The sequence below is a fragment of the Ornithinimicrobium flavum genome (assembly GCF_004526345.1).
Lineage (GTDB): Bacteria > Actinomycetota > Actinomycetes > Actinomycetales > Dermatophilaceae > Ornithinicoccus > Ornithinicoccus flavus.
Window position 1 is genome coordinate 2,685,534 of sequence record NZ_CP038213.1, and the last position, 15,925, is coordinate 2,701,458.

Below are 15,925 nucleotides of genomic sequence, written 5' to 3' on the forward strand. Positions count from 1 at the left end.
TGGACAACCCTCGGGCGGGCGCCGTGGCGGTGGCAGGCTCGGGGGATGACTCCTCCCAGCCGCGGACCCGGTGGGCCGAGCCCGCTGCGCCGGCCCGACGGCCTGGTGCAGCTCGGGCTGGGGCCGGGTGCCTGGCTGGTCCAGGGGTGGGACCCGGACACCTGCGGTCCCCACGACCCCGCCACGGACCTGCTCCGGGGCCTGGTCGTGCGACCTCCGGTCCCGGACGCCCGAGTTCCCTGGACCGTCCTGGGGGACGGCGAGCTGGCCCGTCGCCTCCGCGGTGACTCCCCGGCGGAGGAGCATGGCCCGGTCGCACCCGGGGACCCTCCGCCGGTGGTGCTGGTGAGCGACTACCTGGTCCCGGTGGGCAGCCTGCGCCGTGCCGACCTCGCCGGGCGGGCCGTGCTGCCGGTGGTGGTGCAGCCGGCCCGGATCGTCGTGGGTCCGTGGACCGGGCCGGGCCCAGGTCCCTGCCTGCACTGTCTCGACCTGCACCGTCGCGACCGCGACGCCTCCTGGCCGGCCCTGGCCGCGGCCTTCGAGGACCCCCGTCGCACCGACGAACCCCCGGTGCACGACCCGGTCGTCCTGGACCTGGCCTGCGCGCTCACCCGGCTGCTGGTGTCTGCCGCGGTCGTCGACGTGCCGCTCGCTGCGGGTCTCTCCTACGAGGTCGGCGCGCAGTCCCCCCACCTGGTGACCCGCAGGTGGCCCGTCCACCCGGCCTGCCCCTGGCACAGGTCGGGTGGACGGTGAGGGCCCTACGCGGCGACCTCGTCCTTGCGAGGTCTCCCGCGGGGTCTCTTGCGCGGCACGACGACGCCCTGCAGCACCAGCTGCCCGCCCCATACCCCCCACGGCTCACCCCGCTCGAGGGCACCGGCCAGGCAGGACTCGCGCACGGGGCAGCCCAGGCACAGGCTCTTGGCCGTCTCCACGTCCTGGGGGAGCTCGGCGAACCACAGGTCGGCGGGGTGCTCCTGACAGGGGGTGTCGCGCACGCTCGGGAGCACGCCGAGAAGGGCGGAGAGGGTCGGGACGGGCCGGCTGCCGACGGGCTGCACGGCGCCTCCTTCCGGAAGAGGTCGTCGCTCGGTGGGATGGTCGTGACGGACGGTCGTCATGGGCGGTCTGGCTCCTGGGGGAAGCGGATCCGCAGGTCGGACCGGTGCCGCCGGAGGGGCAACGAGAACGGCCGCGGATCCTCGGACGAGGACTCGCGGCCTGGGGCGGGCGGTAGGTCTACCGCCGCCCGGCGGGAGTTCCGTCCAGGGTCGGGTCGAAGAAGGGTGCGGGCCGGGCTTCGGCGTCGAGGCCTGACCGACCCCGACGGCGGGGGCCGTCTCCCGTCGGGGCGCCGAAGGCGCCCACCGAGGGCTCCAGGGGGGTGGGCAGGCTCGAGCGGTCGTACCCGTGGGCGGCACCGCCGATGACGATCGTCGTCTCCATGGTCTTCCACCCTCCTCTCGTGCCTGTACGACCCCACGGACAGGAGCCGTGAGCTGGACGTCGCCACTCTATGCCCGCCCCGCAGGACACCGCAACGCCTTTTTCCGGGATCGTGATCCGGCGCCGCCTCCGTCACCGGAACCAGCCGTAAATCTGAGATCATCTTGATCTCAGACTAGAGAAGGGGTCTCTCATGAGTACCGTCCGCACCACCGACGCTCCAGACGTCGACCGTTCCACCGGTGGCGATCCCGCCGGGCGCCCCGTCGGGGCGGCCGGGACGCGGGTCGACATCACCGAACGGGCCGCCTGGTCCATCGACGGCTTCCTGGCGCTCGTCGTCTCCCTGGCCGTCCTGGGGGTGGCGGCACGGCTCCTCGTCGTCGGGGGGATCGCCGCCGACGCCGGCGAGGGGGGCGCGTCGGCCCTCGTGGGCGGCGGCGTCCTGGGGCTGGCGGGCCTGCTGCTCCTGGCCTCGCTCACCATCGTCGCCCCGGGCCAGACCAAGGTCATCCAGTTCTTCGGGCGCTACTTCGGCACCGTGCGTCGGCCGGGCCTACGGATGGTGGTCCCGCTGAGCACGCGCCGGAACGTCTCCGTCCGGGTGCACAACTTCGAGACCAACGAGCTTAAGGTCAACGACGCCGACGGCAACCCCATCAACATCGCCGCCATCGTGGTCTGGCAGGTGGCCGACACCGCCAAGGCGACGTTCGCGGTGGAGGAGTACGAGGACTTTGTGGCCGTGCAGGCCGAGTCCGCCCTCCGTCACGTGGCGATGAGCCACCCCTACGACAACGACGCTACTGAGGTGACCCTGCGGGGCGACACCGACGTCATCTCCGCCGAGCTCGCCACCGAGGTCGCCGAGCGCATCGTGCTGGCCGGCCTGGAGGTGATCGAGGTGAGGATCTCGGCCCTGGCCTACGCCCCGGAGATCGCCCAGGCCATGCTGCAGCGCCAGCAGGCCTCCGCGATCATCGCCGCCCGGGAGAAGATCGTCGACGGGGCGGTCGGGATGGTGGACAGCGCCCTGCGGCAGCTCGAGAGCCAGGACATCGTGGAGCTGGACGACGAGCGCAAGGCCGCGATGGTCTCCAACCTGCTCGTGGTGCTCTGCTCGGAGCGGGGGACGACCCCGGTCGTCAACACGGGGTCCCTCTACACCTGATCGCGATGGACGAGACCTCCGAGGAGCCCCGCGGGCGGCGGACGGCCGCACAGCGCAAGTCCGTCCTGCTGCGCCTGGACCCCGCCGTCCACGCCGCGCTGCAGCGCTGGGCCGCCGACGAGCTCCGCAGCGTCAACGCGCAGATGGAGATCGTTCTTCGGGACGCCCTGCGCTCGGCGGGGCGTGCGCCTCACGAGGCCGGGCCGCTGCCTCGGCGGGGACGACCGAGGAAGGGCGGGGACGGGTAGCCCCGCGGCGGGGTGCGCGGACCTGGTCAGTCCCCCGAGGGCCGGTGCCGGTCCAGGATCCGCAGCACGTCCGGGCCGTACTTCTCCAGCTTGCGCGCCCCCACCCCCGAGATCTGCTGCAGGGCAACGAGGTCGGGGGGCTCGGTCTCGGCGATGGCGATGAGCGTCGCGTCGGTAAAGACGACGTAGGCGGGCACGGACGCCTCGATCGCGGTCGTGCTGCGCCACTGCCGCAGGGCCTCGAAGGTCTCCTCGTCGTAGGTCGCGGGACAGCTCGAGCATCGTCCGATCTTGCGCTCCTGCGCGGTGCTGAGTGCTGTCCCGCAGGTGCGGCACGGGCGGGGTGCCCGCGGGGAGGGACGGCGCCGTGTACGCCGGCCCCCCGTGACCCCGCCCGCGCCCGCGTCGGGGCCCAGGACGTCGGCCGCCGGTGCGAGGAACCGGGACACGCTGCGGGTGGACCTGGCCCCCGGGGAACGGGCCTGGGCCCAGCTGATCGTCAGCCGGTCCCGGGCCCGGGTGACGCCGACGTAGAGCAGCCGGCGTTCCTCCTCCACCCGCTCCGGGGTGTCGGCGAGCGTGATGGGCAGGAGCCCTTCGCTGCACCCCACGAGGAAGACCGCGTCCCACTCCAGCCCCTTGGCGGCGTGCAGGGACGCGAGCGTGATCCCCTCGACCGTCGGGGCGTGCTGCTCCTGCGCGCGGCGGTCCAGCTCCACGACCAGGTCCCCCAGGCGCGCGGCCGGTGACTGGGTCGCGAGCTGGTCGGCCAGGACCGCGAGCGCCTGCAGGCTCTCCCAGCGTTCCCGGGCCGCACCGCCGTCCGGCGGGGACGGCGACCAGCCCGCACCCGCGAGCACGTCCCTCACCAGCTCACCCAGGGGGGCGCTCCCGTCGTCACCGCGCACGGCGCCCCGCAGCAGGACCAGCGCCGACCGCACCTCCGGACGCGAGAAGAAGCGCTCCCCCCCGCGGACGAGGTAGGGGATCCCAGCCCGGGACAGCGCCGACTCCAGGACCTGGGACTGACCGTTGGTGCGGAACAGCACCGCGATCTCACTGGCCGCGACACCGTCGGCGAGCGCGGCGGCCACCCCCGCCGCGACCCCCTCGGCCTCGGCCTCGTCGTCCGCGTACGAGGTGAGCACGGGCGTCGGGCCGTCTCGTCTCTGGGCCACCAGGGTGCCTGCCCCCCGCCTCGACGGCGCCTGCCCGGCACCACCCAGCACGAGGTTGGCCAGACCGACCACCTGCGGGGTGCTGCGGTAGTTGCGCACGAGACGGACGGTGCGGGTCCCCTCATGACGGGTGGCGAAGGTGAGCAGGTGCTCGGCCGAGGCGCCGGTGAAGGAGTAGATCGACTGCGCCGGGTCCCCCACCACGCACAGGTCGGCGCGGGGGCCCAGCCAGAGGTCGAGCAGCTTCTGCTGCAGGGGGTTGACGTCCTGGTACTCGTCGACGACGAAGTGGCGGTACTGCTCGCGCACCTGCGCCGCCACGGCCTCGTGCTCGGCCAGGACACCGACCGTCAGCAGCAGGACGTCCTCGAAGTCGATGACGTGACGCTCGGCGCACACCTCGTGGTAGGTCTCCATCAACCGCGACACCGCGGTCGCGTCCAGGTCGGCCACGGCCCGCCCCTCCCGCCTGGCGCGGGCGGCGTAGGTCTGGGGGGTGAGCATGGACACCTTGGCCCACTCGACCTCCGCGGCGACGTCGCGCAGGGCCGTCCGGTCCAGGCCCAGGCGGAGCCGGCCGGCCGCCTCGGCGATGGCCGGCACCTTCTGCGCCACGACGGAGGGCGGGGCGCCGCCCACGGCCTGCGGCCAGAAGTACTGCAGCTGGCGCAGCGCGGCGGAGTGGAAGGTGCGGGCCTGGACGCCCTGCACTCCGAGGCCGCGCAGCCTCGTCCGCATCTCCCCGGCCGCCCGGGCCGTGAAGGTGACGGCAAGCACCTGACGGGCGCTGTAGGCCCCGCTCGCGACGCCGTAGGCGATCCGGGAGGTGATGGCGCGGGTCTTTCCCGTCCCCGCGCCCGCGAGCACCGCCATCGGCCCCAGCGGGGCGGACGCCACCTCCCGCTGCTCGGGGTCCAGGGAGTCGAGGATGCGGCCGGGATCCGGCACGGTCACCGGTTGGGCACCTCGGGCTCGGGGACCGGACCGCCGAACCACTCCTCGATGAGCCGACGAGCGATGGACACCTTCGTCGGCAGGGTCAGGCGCCCGGCGGTCACGGCCTCCCCCAGCTCCGCCTGGGTGTACCAGCCCGCCGACCGCAGCTCTCCCGGGTCGAGCACCAGCTCGGTGCGCTCGACCCGGGCGCGGTAGCCGACCATCAGGGAGGCGGGGAACGGCCAGGGCTGGTTGCCGCGGTACGAGACCGCGGAGACGGTCAGGCCAGCCTCCTCCTTGACCTCGCGGGCGACCGCCGCCTCCAGCGACTCCCCCGCCTCCACGAAGCCCGCGAGGACGGAGACCCTCCCCTCGGGCCAGTGCACACCGGTCGCGAGCAGCAGCCGGTTGGCCGGGTCGGTGACCGCCATGATGACGGCCGGGTCGGTCCGAGGGTGGTGCTCGGAGCCGTCGACCGGACACCGACGGACCCATCCGCCCTGCTCGATGGTCGTCCGGGACCCGCACCGCGGGCAGTGGCCGTGCCGACGGTGCCACTCGGCCAGCGCCGTCGCGGTGGTGAGCAGACCCGCGTCCGTGTCGTCCAGCTCGGCGCCGACCTCGCGCAGCGACTGCCACGTGACCTGGACCCCGTCGTCGGTGGTCCCGTGCGCACCGGTCGCGGCCGGACCCGACTCGTCGGGACTCGCCTCGGACGCCGTCTGGTCCACCGCGAGGTAGGTGACCCCCTCGCGCACGCCCAGCAGCCAGGGCGTGAGGCTCTCGTCCCCGGGGCGGGGAGGGCGGAGGTCCAGCCGGGGCGGCGGCCCCGGGCGGACCGGGGCCGCACCGTCCCGCAGCGGCAGGACGCGCGCGGATCCGTCGGCCAGGGCGGTGGCCACCGCGCCACCGTCGGCACGCAGCGCGGCCGAGCGGTCCACGGTCGACCGGGACAGCGCCAGGTCCAGGAAGGTCTCGTCGGTGCGGCTCACCCTGCCACTGTAGGCGGCCCCACCGACACGAAGCCCGTCCCCGGGGCCTCCTGCGGCGTGCGGGTGGGGCGAGCGCTTACGGTGGACGCGTGATGCGCAGCGACCTGGCCCTGGCCGCCCTGGCGAGCGCCGCCGTGCCGGGCATGAAACCGGTGGCCGTCGCCGGGGTCGTCCGGACCGACGACCCCGATCACCAGCAGGCGGTGGTCGAGGATGCGACCGGCCGGCGGTGGCTGGTCCGCTCCCCCCTGACCCCTGTCGCGGGGGCCCGGCTGCGCAGGGGTGACGAGCTGGTGCGTCAGCTGTCCCGGCACGTCCCGTTCAAGGTGCCCGCCCCCGTCGGGTACGCCTCGGTCGGGCAGGACGGCCACGCCGTCGTCTACCCCCACGTCGAGGGGTTCCCGCTCGACCTCACCCACCTGCCCGCCGGGACCGGACTGGCCAGTGCCGTGGGCCGGACCGTGGCCGCCATCCACAACATCCCCCGCGGGGTGTTCGAGGAGCAGGACGTCCCGGTCTTCGACAGCGCCGGCTGCCGGCAGCGCCTCATCGCGGACGTCGACCGCGCTGCCGAGACCGGGAGGGTGCCCACCGGTCTGCTCGCCCGCTGGGAGGAGGCCTTCGACGCCGCCCCGCTCTGGCAGTTCGCGACGGTGCCCGTGCACGGGGCCTTCCGGGGGGCCACGGTCCTGGTGGCCTTCGGGGACGAGGACGCCGCGAGCGGCCGGGTGGTGGCCGTCACCGACTGGGAGGACGCGATGGTGGCCGATCCGGCGATCGACCTCGCGGAGCTCTACGCCAACGCCTCACCCGCTGCGTGGGAGTCGGTGCTGGACGCCTACGCCCTCGCGCGGGCGCAGCGCCCCGACGCCTACCTGCACGCCCGCGCCCGCCTGGTGGCCGAGACGAGCCGGCTCCGCGGGCTGGCTCGGGCGGTCACCGAGCAGGACGAGCACCTGAGCCGCCGGATCGTGGAGTCTCTCCGCCGGATGGACCGGCTCACGGAGGACGACGACTCCCTCGTGCCGGTGACCGCCCGCGGCGCCGGGAGCGTGCGAGGCGCGAGGCCCTCCGCCGGCCTGCCGGACGCCGGGGTGGTCGACGGGCCGGTCCCTCAGGGTGACGCGCCGGGCTCACCCTGCACGAAGGTGGGGAGCCCGGCTGGGCGGGTGACGGGCAGGCCGAGCAGGCTGATCGTGTCGGAGCCGCCGAGGACGAGGGGGTTGTCGAGGTTGGCGGGGGCGCCCCCGAGGGGACCGACCGTCCCGAGGTGGCGGTGGACGAGGACCGGACGGCCGAGGTGCCCGTGGTCGGTGCCCTGACCGACCTTCCGGACCGCCCGACCGGGATGACCGAGGACGCCGTCCCTGATCTCGGCGAGCCCGTGGAGGATGGCACGGGCACGACGTCGGCGGAGGTGGTCGACGACCCCTCGGACCCTGCGCAGTCCTCGGACCTCCCGCACCCCTCGGACCCTGCGCAGTCCCCGGACCTCGTGCACTCCCCGGACCTTTCCCCGTCCCCGGACCTCGCGGTGCCGGCAGAAGCGGAGGACCGACCTCACAGCGGCGATGGGGAGGACCGCCCGGCCGACGAGGCCGCGACGCAGCAGGTGTCCGGCGCGTCCGGCGACGACCTCGCCGGGGACCAGCAGGAGAGGCTCCAGGAGCTCTACGGCATGCCGACCCCGGAACCCGACGACCGCTGACCCGGCGCGGCCCGGGGCCGGGCTGCCCATGGTCCAGATCGGGCCGGCGACCAACCCCCACCCACCCGCGCGCCCGCTGACGCGTCCGGGCGTGCCCCGGACGCGTCAGCCCTCCTCGTCGTGGCCCCCGACGACCTCAGTCACCAGCGCCTCGAGCTCCTCGTCGTCCGGCAGGTCGGGTCGGACCGTCTGCCCGGTGCGCGCGTAGAAGAAGGCGGCGCGTACCAGGGCGGGATCGCGCCCGGTCAGCCGGGCGTAGGCGAGCCGGTAGACCGCCAGCTGCCAGGACCTGGTCCGTTGCTGCTGGGGAGTGCCCGGCGCACCCGTCTTCCAGTCGACCACGGTGACACCGCCGTCGGGGTCGGGGAAGACGGCGTCGATCCGCCCCCGCACGGTCCGCCCGGCGAGCGTCGTCTCGAGGGCGACCTCGACCTCGAGCGGGGTCCGGTCCGCCCACTCGCTGTCGAGGAAGGCCTGCTGCAGCCGCTCCATGTCCGCGGTGGCCTCCCACCCGTCGGCGCCGTCCACCTCGTGCAGGTCGACGAGGCTCGCGGAGGAGTAGTGGGCCTCGACCCAGGCGTGGAACGCCGTGCCGGTGCGGGCGTGCGGCGCCGGGGCGGAGGGCAGGGGACGGCGCAACCGTCGCCGGAAGGACACCGGGTCGGCCGCGAGCTCGACGAGCGCCGAGGTCGACAGGTGCTCCGGGATGTCAGGGTCCCGAGGGACCCGGCGTCGCTCCTCCCGCTCGGCGAGCAGGAGCTCGAGGGTCCGGTCCCAGGGATCGAGCGCGAGGGGCAGCGCGACCTGACCCTCCGGCGCCGCCACCCCCGACGTCAGGAGTGCCGCGGCCACACCGCGCACGGCCTCACGCCGGGCCCCCGGCTCCAGGGGCCAGTCCGCGCTCGCCGCGTCCGCAGCGCGCGGGTTGACGCACTGGTCGGGCTCGTCAGGGTCGGGCATCGGCACCCAGACGCCCTCGTCGACGGCTCCGGACCCGAGCGCCTCCAGGAGGAACCTCGACGTCACCCGGGGCCTGAGGCCCGTGGACCACACCGGGACGGTCAGCAGCACCCGGTCGCGGGCGCGGGTGAAGGCGACGTAGGCCAACCGGCGCTCCTCCTGCACCGAGAACCGCCCCCGTTCGAGAGCGACCTCCTCCAGCTCGCTGCGCAGCCGACGGGTGTCCGGCACGGTCCACCACGCCACGTCGGGACGTCCCAGACGGTCGCCGCGCAGCTCGGTGGGCAGCTTCCCCACCCCGGCCAGCCAGCCCCTCTCGGCCGGTTCGGGGACCTGCCACCCGCCCTCCACCGCCTTGGCCACCGCACGCACGGAGGGAAAGGTCCCCTCGGCGAGCCCCGGCACCGCGACGGCGTCCCACTCCAGGCCCTTGGCCGCGTGCACGGTGAGCACCTGGACGGCACCGCGGTCGACGTCGACGGCCGCGAGCTCGGGGACCTCGTGGGGGGCGTCCTCCAACCCGCGCTCGTGCTCCCGCGCCGCGTCCAGCCAGCTCAGGAAGCCGCCCAGCGTGGGACGGTCGGCGCCGGAGGAGAACCCGGCGGCGACCTCCGCCAGCGCGTCGAGGGGTGCCCGACCCCAGGCGGGGTGCAGGTCCGGGTCGGACGCGACCTCGATGTCGAGGCCGAGCATGCGCTCGGTCTCGACGACCAGGTCGGCGAGCGGAAGCCCGGTCAGGGACCGGACGCGGCGCACGACCCGGGCCAGCCAGGCCACCCGGTTTGCGACGACCGGGGACACGACCTGCCCCTCGCGACCGACCCAGCCACGGGGCGGGAGGTGGTCGAGCACCTCGGCCAGGACCGCGGCATGCTCGTGCTCGGTGGGGGTGCCGTCCCGCGGGTCCCGCGCCTGCTCACGGGCCCAGGCCCAGAGGGCGTCCACGTCGGCGGCGCCCAGCCGGCAGACGGGGCCGGTGAGCAACCGCATCACCTGGTCACCGCGGGTGGGCTCCTGGGCGACCCACATCACCGCCACGAGGTCGAGGATCTCCGGGGTGTCGAGCAGCCCCCCGAGGCCGACGACCTCCACGGGCAGGCCCCGCCTGCGCAACGCCTCCACGATCACCGGGAACTGCGCGCGGGCCCGGCACAGGACGGCGGCCGTCCGGACCCGAGGGTCCTGCCACTGGTGGTGCACCCACTCGGCGACGTGCTCGGCCTCCTCGCCGGTGTCGAGCAACCTCGCCGCCTCCACCGATCCCTGCCCGGCGTCCGGTCGGGGGCGCAGGGTGGACACCGGCACCAGCGTCGCCTCCCGCAGCGGTGCGGCCACGGCGTTGGCCGCCTCGAGGACCCGCTGAGTGTTGCGCCAGGAGGTGCTCAGCTGCAGCACCGGTGCGGTGGCGCCGTCGACGGCGAACTCCTGGGGGAACCTGGTGAGCGTGGTGGCGCTGGCACCGCGCCAGCCGTAGATGGACTGGTGCGGGTCCCCGACGGCCGTCACCGGCAGCGGGTGGCCGCCGAACAGCGACGTCAGCAGCACCATCTGAGCCTCGGAGGTGTCCTGGAACTCGTCCAGGAGCACCGCCCGGAAACGCGTGCGCTCCCCTGTCCCCACGTCCGGGACGTCGCGGGCCAGTCGGGCGGCGAGCGCCATCTGGTCGCCGAAGTCGAGGGCTCCGCGGGCGGCCTTGGCCTGCCGGTAGCGCTCGACGAGGGGGTAGACCAGGGTCTGGACCCGCAGGTCCTCCGCCGTCGCGGCCCCCACCTTCAACGGGCGCCCCTCGTGGGGAAGGTCCTCCAGGCGGTCAGCCAGGCGGGAGAGGTAGGCGACGGCCTCGGACGGCTCGACCAGGTGCTCCCCCAGCTCACCGGACAACGCCAGCACCGCCCTGACCACCGTGCTGGCGGCCGCCGTCATCCCTGGCATCTCCCCCTCGTAGGAGTGCACCACGTCGTGGGCGATCTGCCAGCAGGCCGCCTCGGAGAGCAGCACGGCGTCCGGCTCCACCCCGAGGCGCAGGCCGTGCTCGGCCACCAGCCGCCCGGCGTAGGCGTGGTAGGTCGAGATCGTCGGGAGGTCGAAGGCGTCGGAGCGGCCGGCGTCGCCCTCCTCGCGGCCTGCCGACACCACGCCCGCGTCCCGCAGCTGGCGCAGCTTGCCCGTCAACCGGGCCCCCAGCTCCAGCGCGGCCTTGCGGGTGAAGGTCAGCCCGAGCACGTCCTGCGGCTCGACGAAGCCGTTGGCCACCAGCCAGATCACCCGTGCGGCCATCGTCTCGGTCTTGCCCGAACCGGCCCCCGCCACGACGACGGCTGGCATCGGCGCGGCCTCGATGACGAGTCGTTGCTCCTCGGTGGGGGTGGGGGTGCCCAGGAGCGCCGACAGCTCGACCGCGGAGTGACGGGGCTCTGGCCACCGCGCCGGCACGGCGCTCACCGCTGGCCCCCCTCGGCGGCGACGGGGCAGCTGAACCGCGCGGGACAGGTGCGGCACGACCGCCCCATGTCCCGCGCGACGAACCGGCCCGCCCCCATACCCGCGCCGGCCTCCAGCAGCACGGTGCGGGCCCACGCGGGGTCCGGCGCCTCGGCGAGCGGCGCCTGGGCCTGCACGACCGACCCCCTCCCCCCGAGCTGGGCCAGGAGCGCGCCCCCGCTGCCGGCGGCCCCGAAGGCCCCCGCCTCCACGGCCACCTGGTAGGCCGCCAGCTGCGGGTGGTCCCGCACCTCGTCCGCGGACGGCTTGGTCTTACCGGTCTTCAGGTCGACCACGACCAGTCGGCCGTCGCCGTCCCGCTCCAGCCGGTCGACGGTGCCGACGAGGCGGACGCCGTGCCCGTGCTCGGGCGTCTCCGGGGGGACCGACACCGCCAGGTCGAGCTCGGTCCCGACGAGCTCCCGACCCTCGAGCCGGGCCTGCTCGCTGTAGGCGACGTAGCGGGTCAGCATCTCCTGCGCGCGGCGCCGCTCCCCGTCGGCGACCCACCCCGCGGGCAGCCCGAGGTCCGGCCAGCGCAGGTCCAGCTGGGCGGTCAGCTCGGCCAGCGAGGCCGAGGGGTGGTCGGCGACGATGTCGTGCACCAGGGTGCCGAGCTCGGCCGCCCCCGCTCCTCCGCCCGGATCGGCTCCGCGCGAGGTGAGGAACCACCGGAGCGGGCACTCGAGGAACGTCTGCACCCGGGACGGCGAGACCCGGACCGGCCGGTCGGCGGTGACCGGTCGGTCGGAGGAGACCTCGCGGGCGTCCCACCAGGACGACGGGTCGGCGCCGGGCACCTCCTCCTGGGCGAGCCGCCGCAGGAGCTGGACCGCACGGTCCCGTGCGGGCCGGTCCCCCGCCCGGTGCGCACCCACGGCGGCACGCCGCAGCTCGCCCACGAGACCGCGCAGCGTCAGCGGGGGCTCGGCGTCGGCCGGTGGACGGTCGCGGAAGCCGGGGTCCACCAGGTCCAGCACGGCGGAGGGTTGCTCGTCGGTGCTGGAGACGGCCGTCACCAGCAGCCGGTCGCGGGCCCTGGTGACCGCGACGTGGAACTGGCGCAGCTCGTCGTCGCGCACCTGGGCCTGTGCGGCGCGCCAGGCCTCGGGCCCACCCACCGCGCGCCCCTGGCAGGCGGCCACCAGCGCCTCCGCCCCGAGGAGGGTGTCCCGCAGCCGCAGGTCCGGCCACACGCCGTCCTGCACACCGACGACGGCGACGCGCTCCCACCGACGGCCGGCGGCGGCGGCGGCGTGAGCACCTCGACGGCCTCCTGCGCCCGTGCCCCGACCACGAGGGTGTCGGCCGCGATCTCCTCGCTGCGGACGTGCTCCAGGAAGCTCGGGGGCGGGCGCCGGGCAGGCGCTCGACGAAGGACTCGGCCGCCCCGAAGAGGACCAGGACGGCGTCCAGGTCCCGGTCCGCCCGGCCGCCCACCGCTCCCCCGGCCCAGGCCTGGTCCGACCACTCCTGGGCCAGGCCGCTGGCGTCCCACAGCGCCCACAGGATCTCCTCGGCGGACCCGCGAGTCCCGGCCGTGCCCTCGTGGGCCGTCAAGCCGGCGTCGAGGACGCGACCGACACGGACCAGGGGCGCCAGGTCGACGGGGACGTCGGCGGGGGACGCCAGACGCAGGCCCGGGTCGGTCACCGCCCCGGCGAGCAGCTCGTCGGCACCACGTGCACCGCCCCGGCCAAGCTCCTCCACCCGCAGCCGCCGCCGCAGACGTCGCAGGCCGACGGGGTCGACCCCGCCCAGGGGCCCGGTCAGCAGCTCGACCGCCTCGGCGGGGGTGAGGACCCACCCGGGACCGTCGACCGGGCGCGTCACCACGTCGAAGGCCAGCAGCAACGGCACGACGGCCGGGTCCTGGCCCAGCACGACCCCGGCGCGGTCGACGTGCACCGGCACCCCGCCCATCGCCAGCGCACGGCGCACGAGGTCCTGCTGCCGACCGCTGCGGGCGATCACCGCCAGCTCCCCCCAGGGGATCCCGTCCAGGAGGTGGGACCGCCGCAGCCACCCGGCGACCAGGCTCGTCTCCTGGGCAGCGCTGCGCGCGAGCGCCACCGAGGCCCGGCCACCCGGACCGGCCGCCACCGCCGTGCGGTGCGCCTGGGAGCCCGCCACCCCGATCCTCGAGGCGACGGTGGCCGACACGCCGGAGACCTCGACGCTGGTGCCGTGCCGGTGCCCCAGCACCACGGTCCCCCCTTCCGGCTCTTCCGTCAGGTGGGCGGTCTCGGCCCGCCTCCAGCTGCGGGCGAGGTCGACGAAGAGGTCGGGCACCGCTCCGCGGAAGCCCTGGACGGTGCCGTCCGGGTCGCCCAGCAGCACGGCTGGACATCCCGGTGGCCGGGCCGCGTCGAGCAGACGGGCCGCCGAGGCGGTGAGCTCGTGCGCGTCGTCCATGACGACCAGGCGCACCCTGCGGTGCACCTGCGCCCGCAGCGCGTCGTCGTCCTCGAGGGCGTCGGCCGCAGCGGTGCAGATCCAGGCGGGGTCGTAGCTGCCCGGATCGGACAGGGCGGTCACCTGGTCGTACTCCTCCAGGACGTCGGCCGCGCAGGCCCACTCGGGGCGTTCGTGCCGGGCGGCGAGGCCGCGCAGGTCGTCCGGCTCCAGACCCCGCTCGACGGCGCGCATGAGGAGGTCCCGCAGCTGGGCGCGGAAACCCCGGGTGGCGCGCGCAGGGGTGAGGTGCTCGGGCCAGGCGGGGCCGGTGCCGTTCTCCTCGTGCCCGGCGAGGAGCTCGCGGAGCACGGCGTCCTGCTCCGCCCCCGAGATGAGGCGCGGCATCGGCTCCCCGTCGCGGGAGGCCGCCAGACGCAGCACCGCGAAGGCTAGGGAGGCGGGGGTCCGGGCCAGCGGCTCGGTGTGCGTGTGCCCGAGGCCGGCCCCGATGCTGACGCGCAGCCGGGCTGCGGCCGTCCGCGTGGGTGCCAGGACCAGGCAGGCGTCCGGCGGCACGCCGTCGGCGATCCGGGACCTCACCAGCCGCACCGCCGTCCGCGTCTTGCCCGTCCCCGGGGCCCCGAGCACCAGGAGGGCGCCCCCACCGTGCCCGAGCACGGCACGCTGGGCGGGGTCCGGGGCGCCGTCCACGGACCCGTGGTGCGGGAGAGGCTGCATACGCCCATCACATCATCCGACGGCGACACACCCGCCGGCACCGACCCGCAGCCCTAGGATGAGGACGCTCGTCCACCGAGGAGGTCCGGTCACCCTGTCCGCCCCGTCAGGTCCCCCCACCCGGCTGCCCCGCGCGCAGCGCCGGGTCCTGCTGATCGACGCCGCCCGGGCCGCCTTCACCGAGGGCGGCTACCACGCGACGGCGATGGACGACATCGCCGAACGCGCCGGGGTGAGCAAGCCCGTGCTCTACCAACACTTCGACAGCAAGCTCGACCTCTACCTGGCCATCACCCGGGACGTCGCGGGCGAGATCGTCAGCACGGTCGAGAGCGCTCTGGCCTCCACCGACGACAACGCCGCCCGGATCGTGGCGTGTCTCACCAGCTTCTTCTCCTCCATCGACCAGCCCGGTTCCGGCTACCCCCTGCTCCTGCGCTCGGACCTGATCCACGAGCCCACGGTGGCCGAGCTGCTGGACGACACCCGGCGCGCCTGCGGCGAGGCGATCGGACGGGTGCTGGCGGCCGACACCGACCTGAGCTGGCAGGAGTGCGTGCTCGTCGGCACCACGGTGGCCGGCCTGGCCCAGACCGCGGCGCAGCACTGGTTCGACCACCAGGACGAGCTCACGCGTGAGCACGCCATCGAGCTCACGACCCGGCTGGTATGGCGCGGGCTGGGGGGCGTGCCCGCGAGGGGCGGAGCGGCCGCGGGCTAGGCTGTGGTCCTTCCCCCCGGGCGCTCCGCCCGGAACCACGTCAATCTGCAGGAGGTAACCCGTGGAGGTCCGCATCGGCATCCGGGACGTCGCCCGAGAGGTGGCCTTCGAGTCCGCCCAGACCCCCTCGCAGGTCCGCTCGGCCGTGGCCGACGCCCTCGCGTCGGGCACGGCGATGCTCGAGCTCGAGGACGACAAGGGTCGTACCGTGCTGGTCCCCACCTCCGCGCTCGGCTACATCGAGATCGGCGCCCAGGAGAAGGGACGCGTCGGCTTCGGCTCGCACTGACGACACCGGCAGGAGCCTGCCCGCAGCCCCGGACACGCCGTTGCAGGCCGTCCTGGTTGGCGTCCGGGCCCCCGTGCGACTAGCGTGACAGGTGTTGTACGAGGGTGCCCGGACGTTCTGGACGGGTGCCGGGCGGAGGGGTGTCCCTCCGTCACCACATACGTGAAAGGTCACGCACATGCTCTGGACCATCATTGTCGCCCTCATCGTGGGCTGCATCGTCGGCCCCCTGGCTCGCCTGATCCTCCCCGGCGACCAGAACCTCTCGATCCCGATGACCATCCTGCTGGGTGCCGTCGGATCCCTGGTCGGCGCCTGGGTCGGTAGCGAGTTCCTCGGCACCTCCGGCGACCAGTTCAGCTTCTGGGGTCTGATCCTCGGCACGATCTTCGCGATCGTCGCCGTGGCGGCCTACATCGCGATCACCCGCCGTGGCGGGAACCGCGCAGTCACCCGCTGACCGAGTCCCACCCTCACGTGCCGACGGCGCGTCCTCCTCGGAGGGCGCGCCGTCGCTCGTTCCCGGCGGGCCCGTCGGGCCCTCGGGTACGCTGGAGGGGTTCACCGGTGCCCGGTCGGCCGTCTGCCACGTCTGGCAGCGGTTGCTGAGGGTCGGGCGTGTCGCCCGACCCACCCCCAGGAAGTCCCCGATCG

14 protein-coding genes and 1 pseudogene are annotated in these 15,925 nt (G+C 75.0%); 8 read left to right on the top strand and 7 right to left on the bottom strand.

Annotation, left to right across the window (positions count from 1 at the left end):
• Positions 1–45: 45 nt before the first annotated feature.
• Positions 46–759: a hypothetical protein gene (locus E3Z34_RS12600; RefSeq protein WP_134773888.1), complete on the top strand. Its 714-nt coding sequence runs from the start codon at positions 46–48 to the stop codon at positions 757–759.
• Positions 760–764: 5 nt separating this feature from the next.
• On the opposite strand, the gene E3Z34_RS12605 is transcribed toward E3Z34_RS12600, so the two are convergent.
• Both E3Z34_RS12605 and E3Z34_RS12610 read right to left on the bottom strand, forming a co-directional pair.
• Positions 765–1,016 carry a WhiB family transcriptional regulator gene (locus tag E3Z34_RS12605; RefSeq protein WP_238695499.1) on the bottom strand — a complete coding sequence of 84 codons (252 nt, stop codon included), beginning with the start codon at positions 1,014–1,016 and terminating at the stop codon, positions 765–767.
• A 229-nt stretch (positions 1,017–1,245) separates the two neighbouring features.
• A complete protein-coding gene (locus E3Z34_RS12610; RefSeq protein ID WP_134773890.1) occupies positions 1,246–1,452 on the bottom strand; it encodes a hypothetical protein in 207 nt (68 codons plus the stop codon).
• A 193-nt stretch (positions 1,453–1,645) separates the two neighbouring features.
• On the opposite strand from E3Z34_RS12610, the gene E3Z34_RS12615 reads away from it, so the two are divergent.
• The gene (locus E3Z34_RS12615; protein WP_134773891.1) at positions 1,646–2,623 is read left to right on the top strand and encodes an SPFH domain-containing protein; all 978 of its coding nucleotides are present in this window, start codon (positions 1,646–1,648) and stop codon (positions 2,621–2,623) included.
• A 5-nt stretch (positions 2,624–2,628) separates the two neighbouring features.
• Positions 2,629–2,871, top strand: a complete 243-nt coding sequence (locus E3Z34_RS12620; RefSeq protein WP_134773892.1) for a type II toxin-antitoxin system antitoxin — start codon at positions 2,629–2,631, stop codon at positions 2,869–2,871.
• A 26-nt stretch (positions 2,872–2,897) separates the two neighbouring features.
• On the opposite strand, the gene E3Z34_RS12625 is transcribed toward E3Z34_RS12620, so the two are convergent.
• Together E3Z34_RS12625 and nudC are read right to left on the bottom strand one after the other, a co-directional pair.
• Positions 2,898–5,003 carry an ATP-dependent DNA helicase UvrD2 gene (locus E3Z34_RS12625; protein WP_170212974.1) on the bottom strand — a complete coding sequence of 702 codons (2,106 nt, stop codon included), beginning with the start codon at positions 5,001–5,003 and terminating at the stop codon, positions 2,898–2,900.
• Positions 5,000–5,977 (bottom strand): NAD(+) diphosphatase, encoded by a 978-nt coding sequence (gene nudC, locus E3Z34_RS12630; RefSeq protein WP_134773894.1) that lies wholly within the window; start codon positions 5,975–5,977, stop codon positions 5,000–5,002. Before nudC ends, E3Z34_RS12625 begins: the two co-directional genes overlap by 4 nt.
• A 92-nt stretch (positions 5,978–6,069) precedes the next feature.
• Between nudC and E3Z34_RS18000 the strand changes: the two genes are divergently transcribed.
• Both E3Z34_RS18000 and E3Z34_RS18005 read left to right on the top strand, forming a co-directional pair.
• Positions 6,070–7,299: a phosphotransferase gene (locus tag E3Z34_RS18000; protein WP_238695501.1), complete on the top strand. Its 1,230-nt coding sequence runs from the start codon at positions 6,070–6,072 to the stop codon at positions 7,297–7,299.
• Positions 7,248–7,685 carry a hypothetical protein gene (locus E3Z34_RS18005; protein WP_158288680.1) on the top strand — a complete coding sequence of 146 codons (438 nt, stop codon included), beginning with the start codon at positions 7,248–7,250 and terminating at the stop codon, positions 7,683–7,685. Before E3Z34_RS18000 ends, E3Z34_RS18005 begins: the two co-directional genes overlap by 52 nt.
• 105 nt (positions 7,686–7,790) lie before the next feature.
• On the opposite strand, the gene E3Z34_RS12645 is transcribed toward E3Z34_RS18005, so the two are convergent.
• From E3Z34_RS12645 to E3Z34_RS20320, 3 genes and pseudogenes are all read right to left on the bottom strand, one after another.
• Positions 7,791–11,087: an ATP-dependent helicase gene (locus E3Z34_RS12645; RefSeq protein WP_238695159.1), complete on the bottom strand. Its 3,297-nt coding sequence runs from the start codon at positions 11,085–11,087 to the stop codon at positions 7,791–7,793.
• The gene (locus tag E3Z34_RS12650) at positions 11,084–12,334 is read right to left on the bottom strand and encodes a RecB family exonuclease (RefSeq protein WP_134773896.1); all 1,251 of its coding nucleotides are present in this window, start codon (positions 12,332–12,334) and stop codon (positions 11,084–11,086) included. Before E3Z34_RS12650 ends, E3Z34_RS12645 begins: the two co-directional genes overlap by 4 nt.
• A gap of 1,117 nt (positions 12,335–13,451) precedes the next feature.
• Positions 13,452–14,261 (bottom strand): annotated as a pseudogene (locus tag E3Z34_RS20320) (UvrD-helicase domain-containing protein); the annotation flags it as partial.
• A 58-nt stretch (positions 14,262–14,319) separates the two neighbouring features.
• On the opposite strand from E3Z34_RS20320, the gene E3Z34_RS12660 reads away from it, so the two are divergent.
• The 3 genes from E3Z34_RS12660 (at position 14,320) to E3Z34_RS12670 (ending at position 15,731) form a co-directional block, all read left to right on the top strand.
• A complete protein-coding gene (locus tag E3Z34_RS12660) occupies positions 14,320–14,982 on the top strand; it encodes a TetR/AcrR family transcriptional regulator (protein ID WP_134773897.1) in 663 nt (220 codons plus the stop codon).
• 61 nt (positions 14,983–15,043) lie between these two features.
• The gene (locus E3Z34_RS12665) at positions 15,044–15,271 is read left to right on the top strand and encodes a DUF3107 domain-containing protein (protein ID WP_134773898.1); all 228 of its coding nucleotides are present in this window, start codon (positions 15,044–15,046) and stop codon (positions 15,269–15,271) included.
• A gap of 178 nt (positions 15,272–15,449) precedes the next feature.
• Complete coding sequence (locus E3Z34_RS12670) at positions 15,450–15,731, top strand: GlsB/YeaQ/YmgE family stress response membrane protein (protein WP_134773899.1); 282 nt, start codon at positions 15,450–15,452, stop codon at positions 15,729–15,731.
• Positions 15,732–15,925 lie beyond the last annotated feature (194 nt).

Excerpts from the sequence above, each read along its gene's own strand:
- E3Z34_RS12600 (WP_134773888.1), top strand. The coding sequence starts at position 46 with ATGACTCCTCCCAGCCGCGGACCCGGTGGGCCGAGCCCGCTGCGCCGG.
- E3Z34_RS12610 (WP_134773890.1), bottom strand. The coding sequence starts at position 1,452 with ATGGAGACGACGATCGTCATCGGCGGTGCCGCCCACGGGTACGACCGC.
- E3Z34_RS12615 (WP_134773891.1), top strand. The coding sequence starts at position 1,646 with ATGAGTACCGTCCGCACCACCGACGCTCCAGACGTCGACCGTTCCACC.
- E3Z34_RS12620 (WP_134773892.1), top strand. The coding sequence starts at position 2,629 with ATGGACGAGACCTCCGAGGAGCCCCGCGGGCGGCGGACGGCCGCACAG.
- E3Z34_RS18000 (WP_238695501.1), top strand. The coding sequence starts at position 6,070 with ATGCGCAGCGACCTGGCCCTGGCCGCCCTGGCGAGCGCCGCCGTGCCG.
- E3Z34_RS12660 (WP_134773897.1), top strand. The coding sequence starts at position 14,320 with ATGAGGACGCTCGTCCACCGAGGAGGTCCGGTCACCCTGTCCGCCCCG.
- E3Z34_RS12670 (WP_134773899.1), top strand. The coding sequence starts at position 15,450 with ATGCTCTGGACCATCATTGTCGCCCTCATCGTGGGCTGCATCGTCGGC.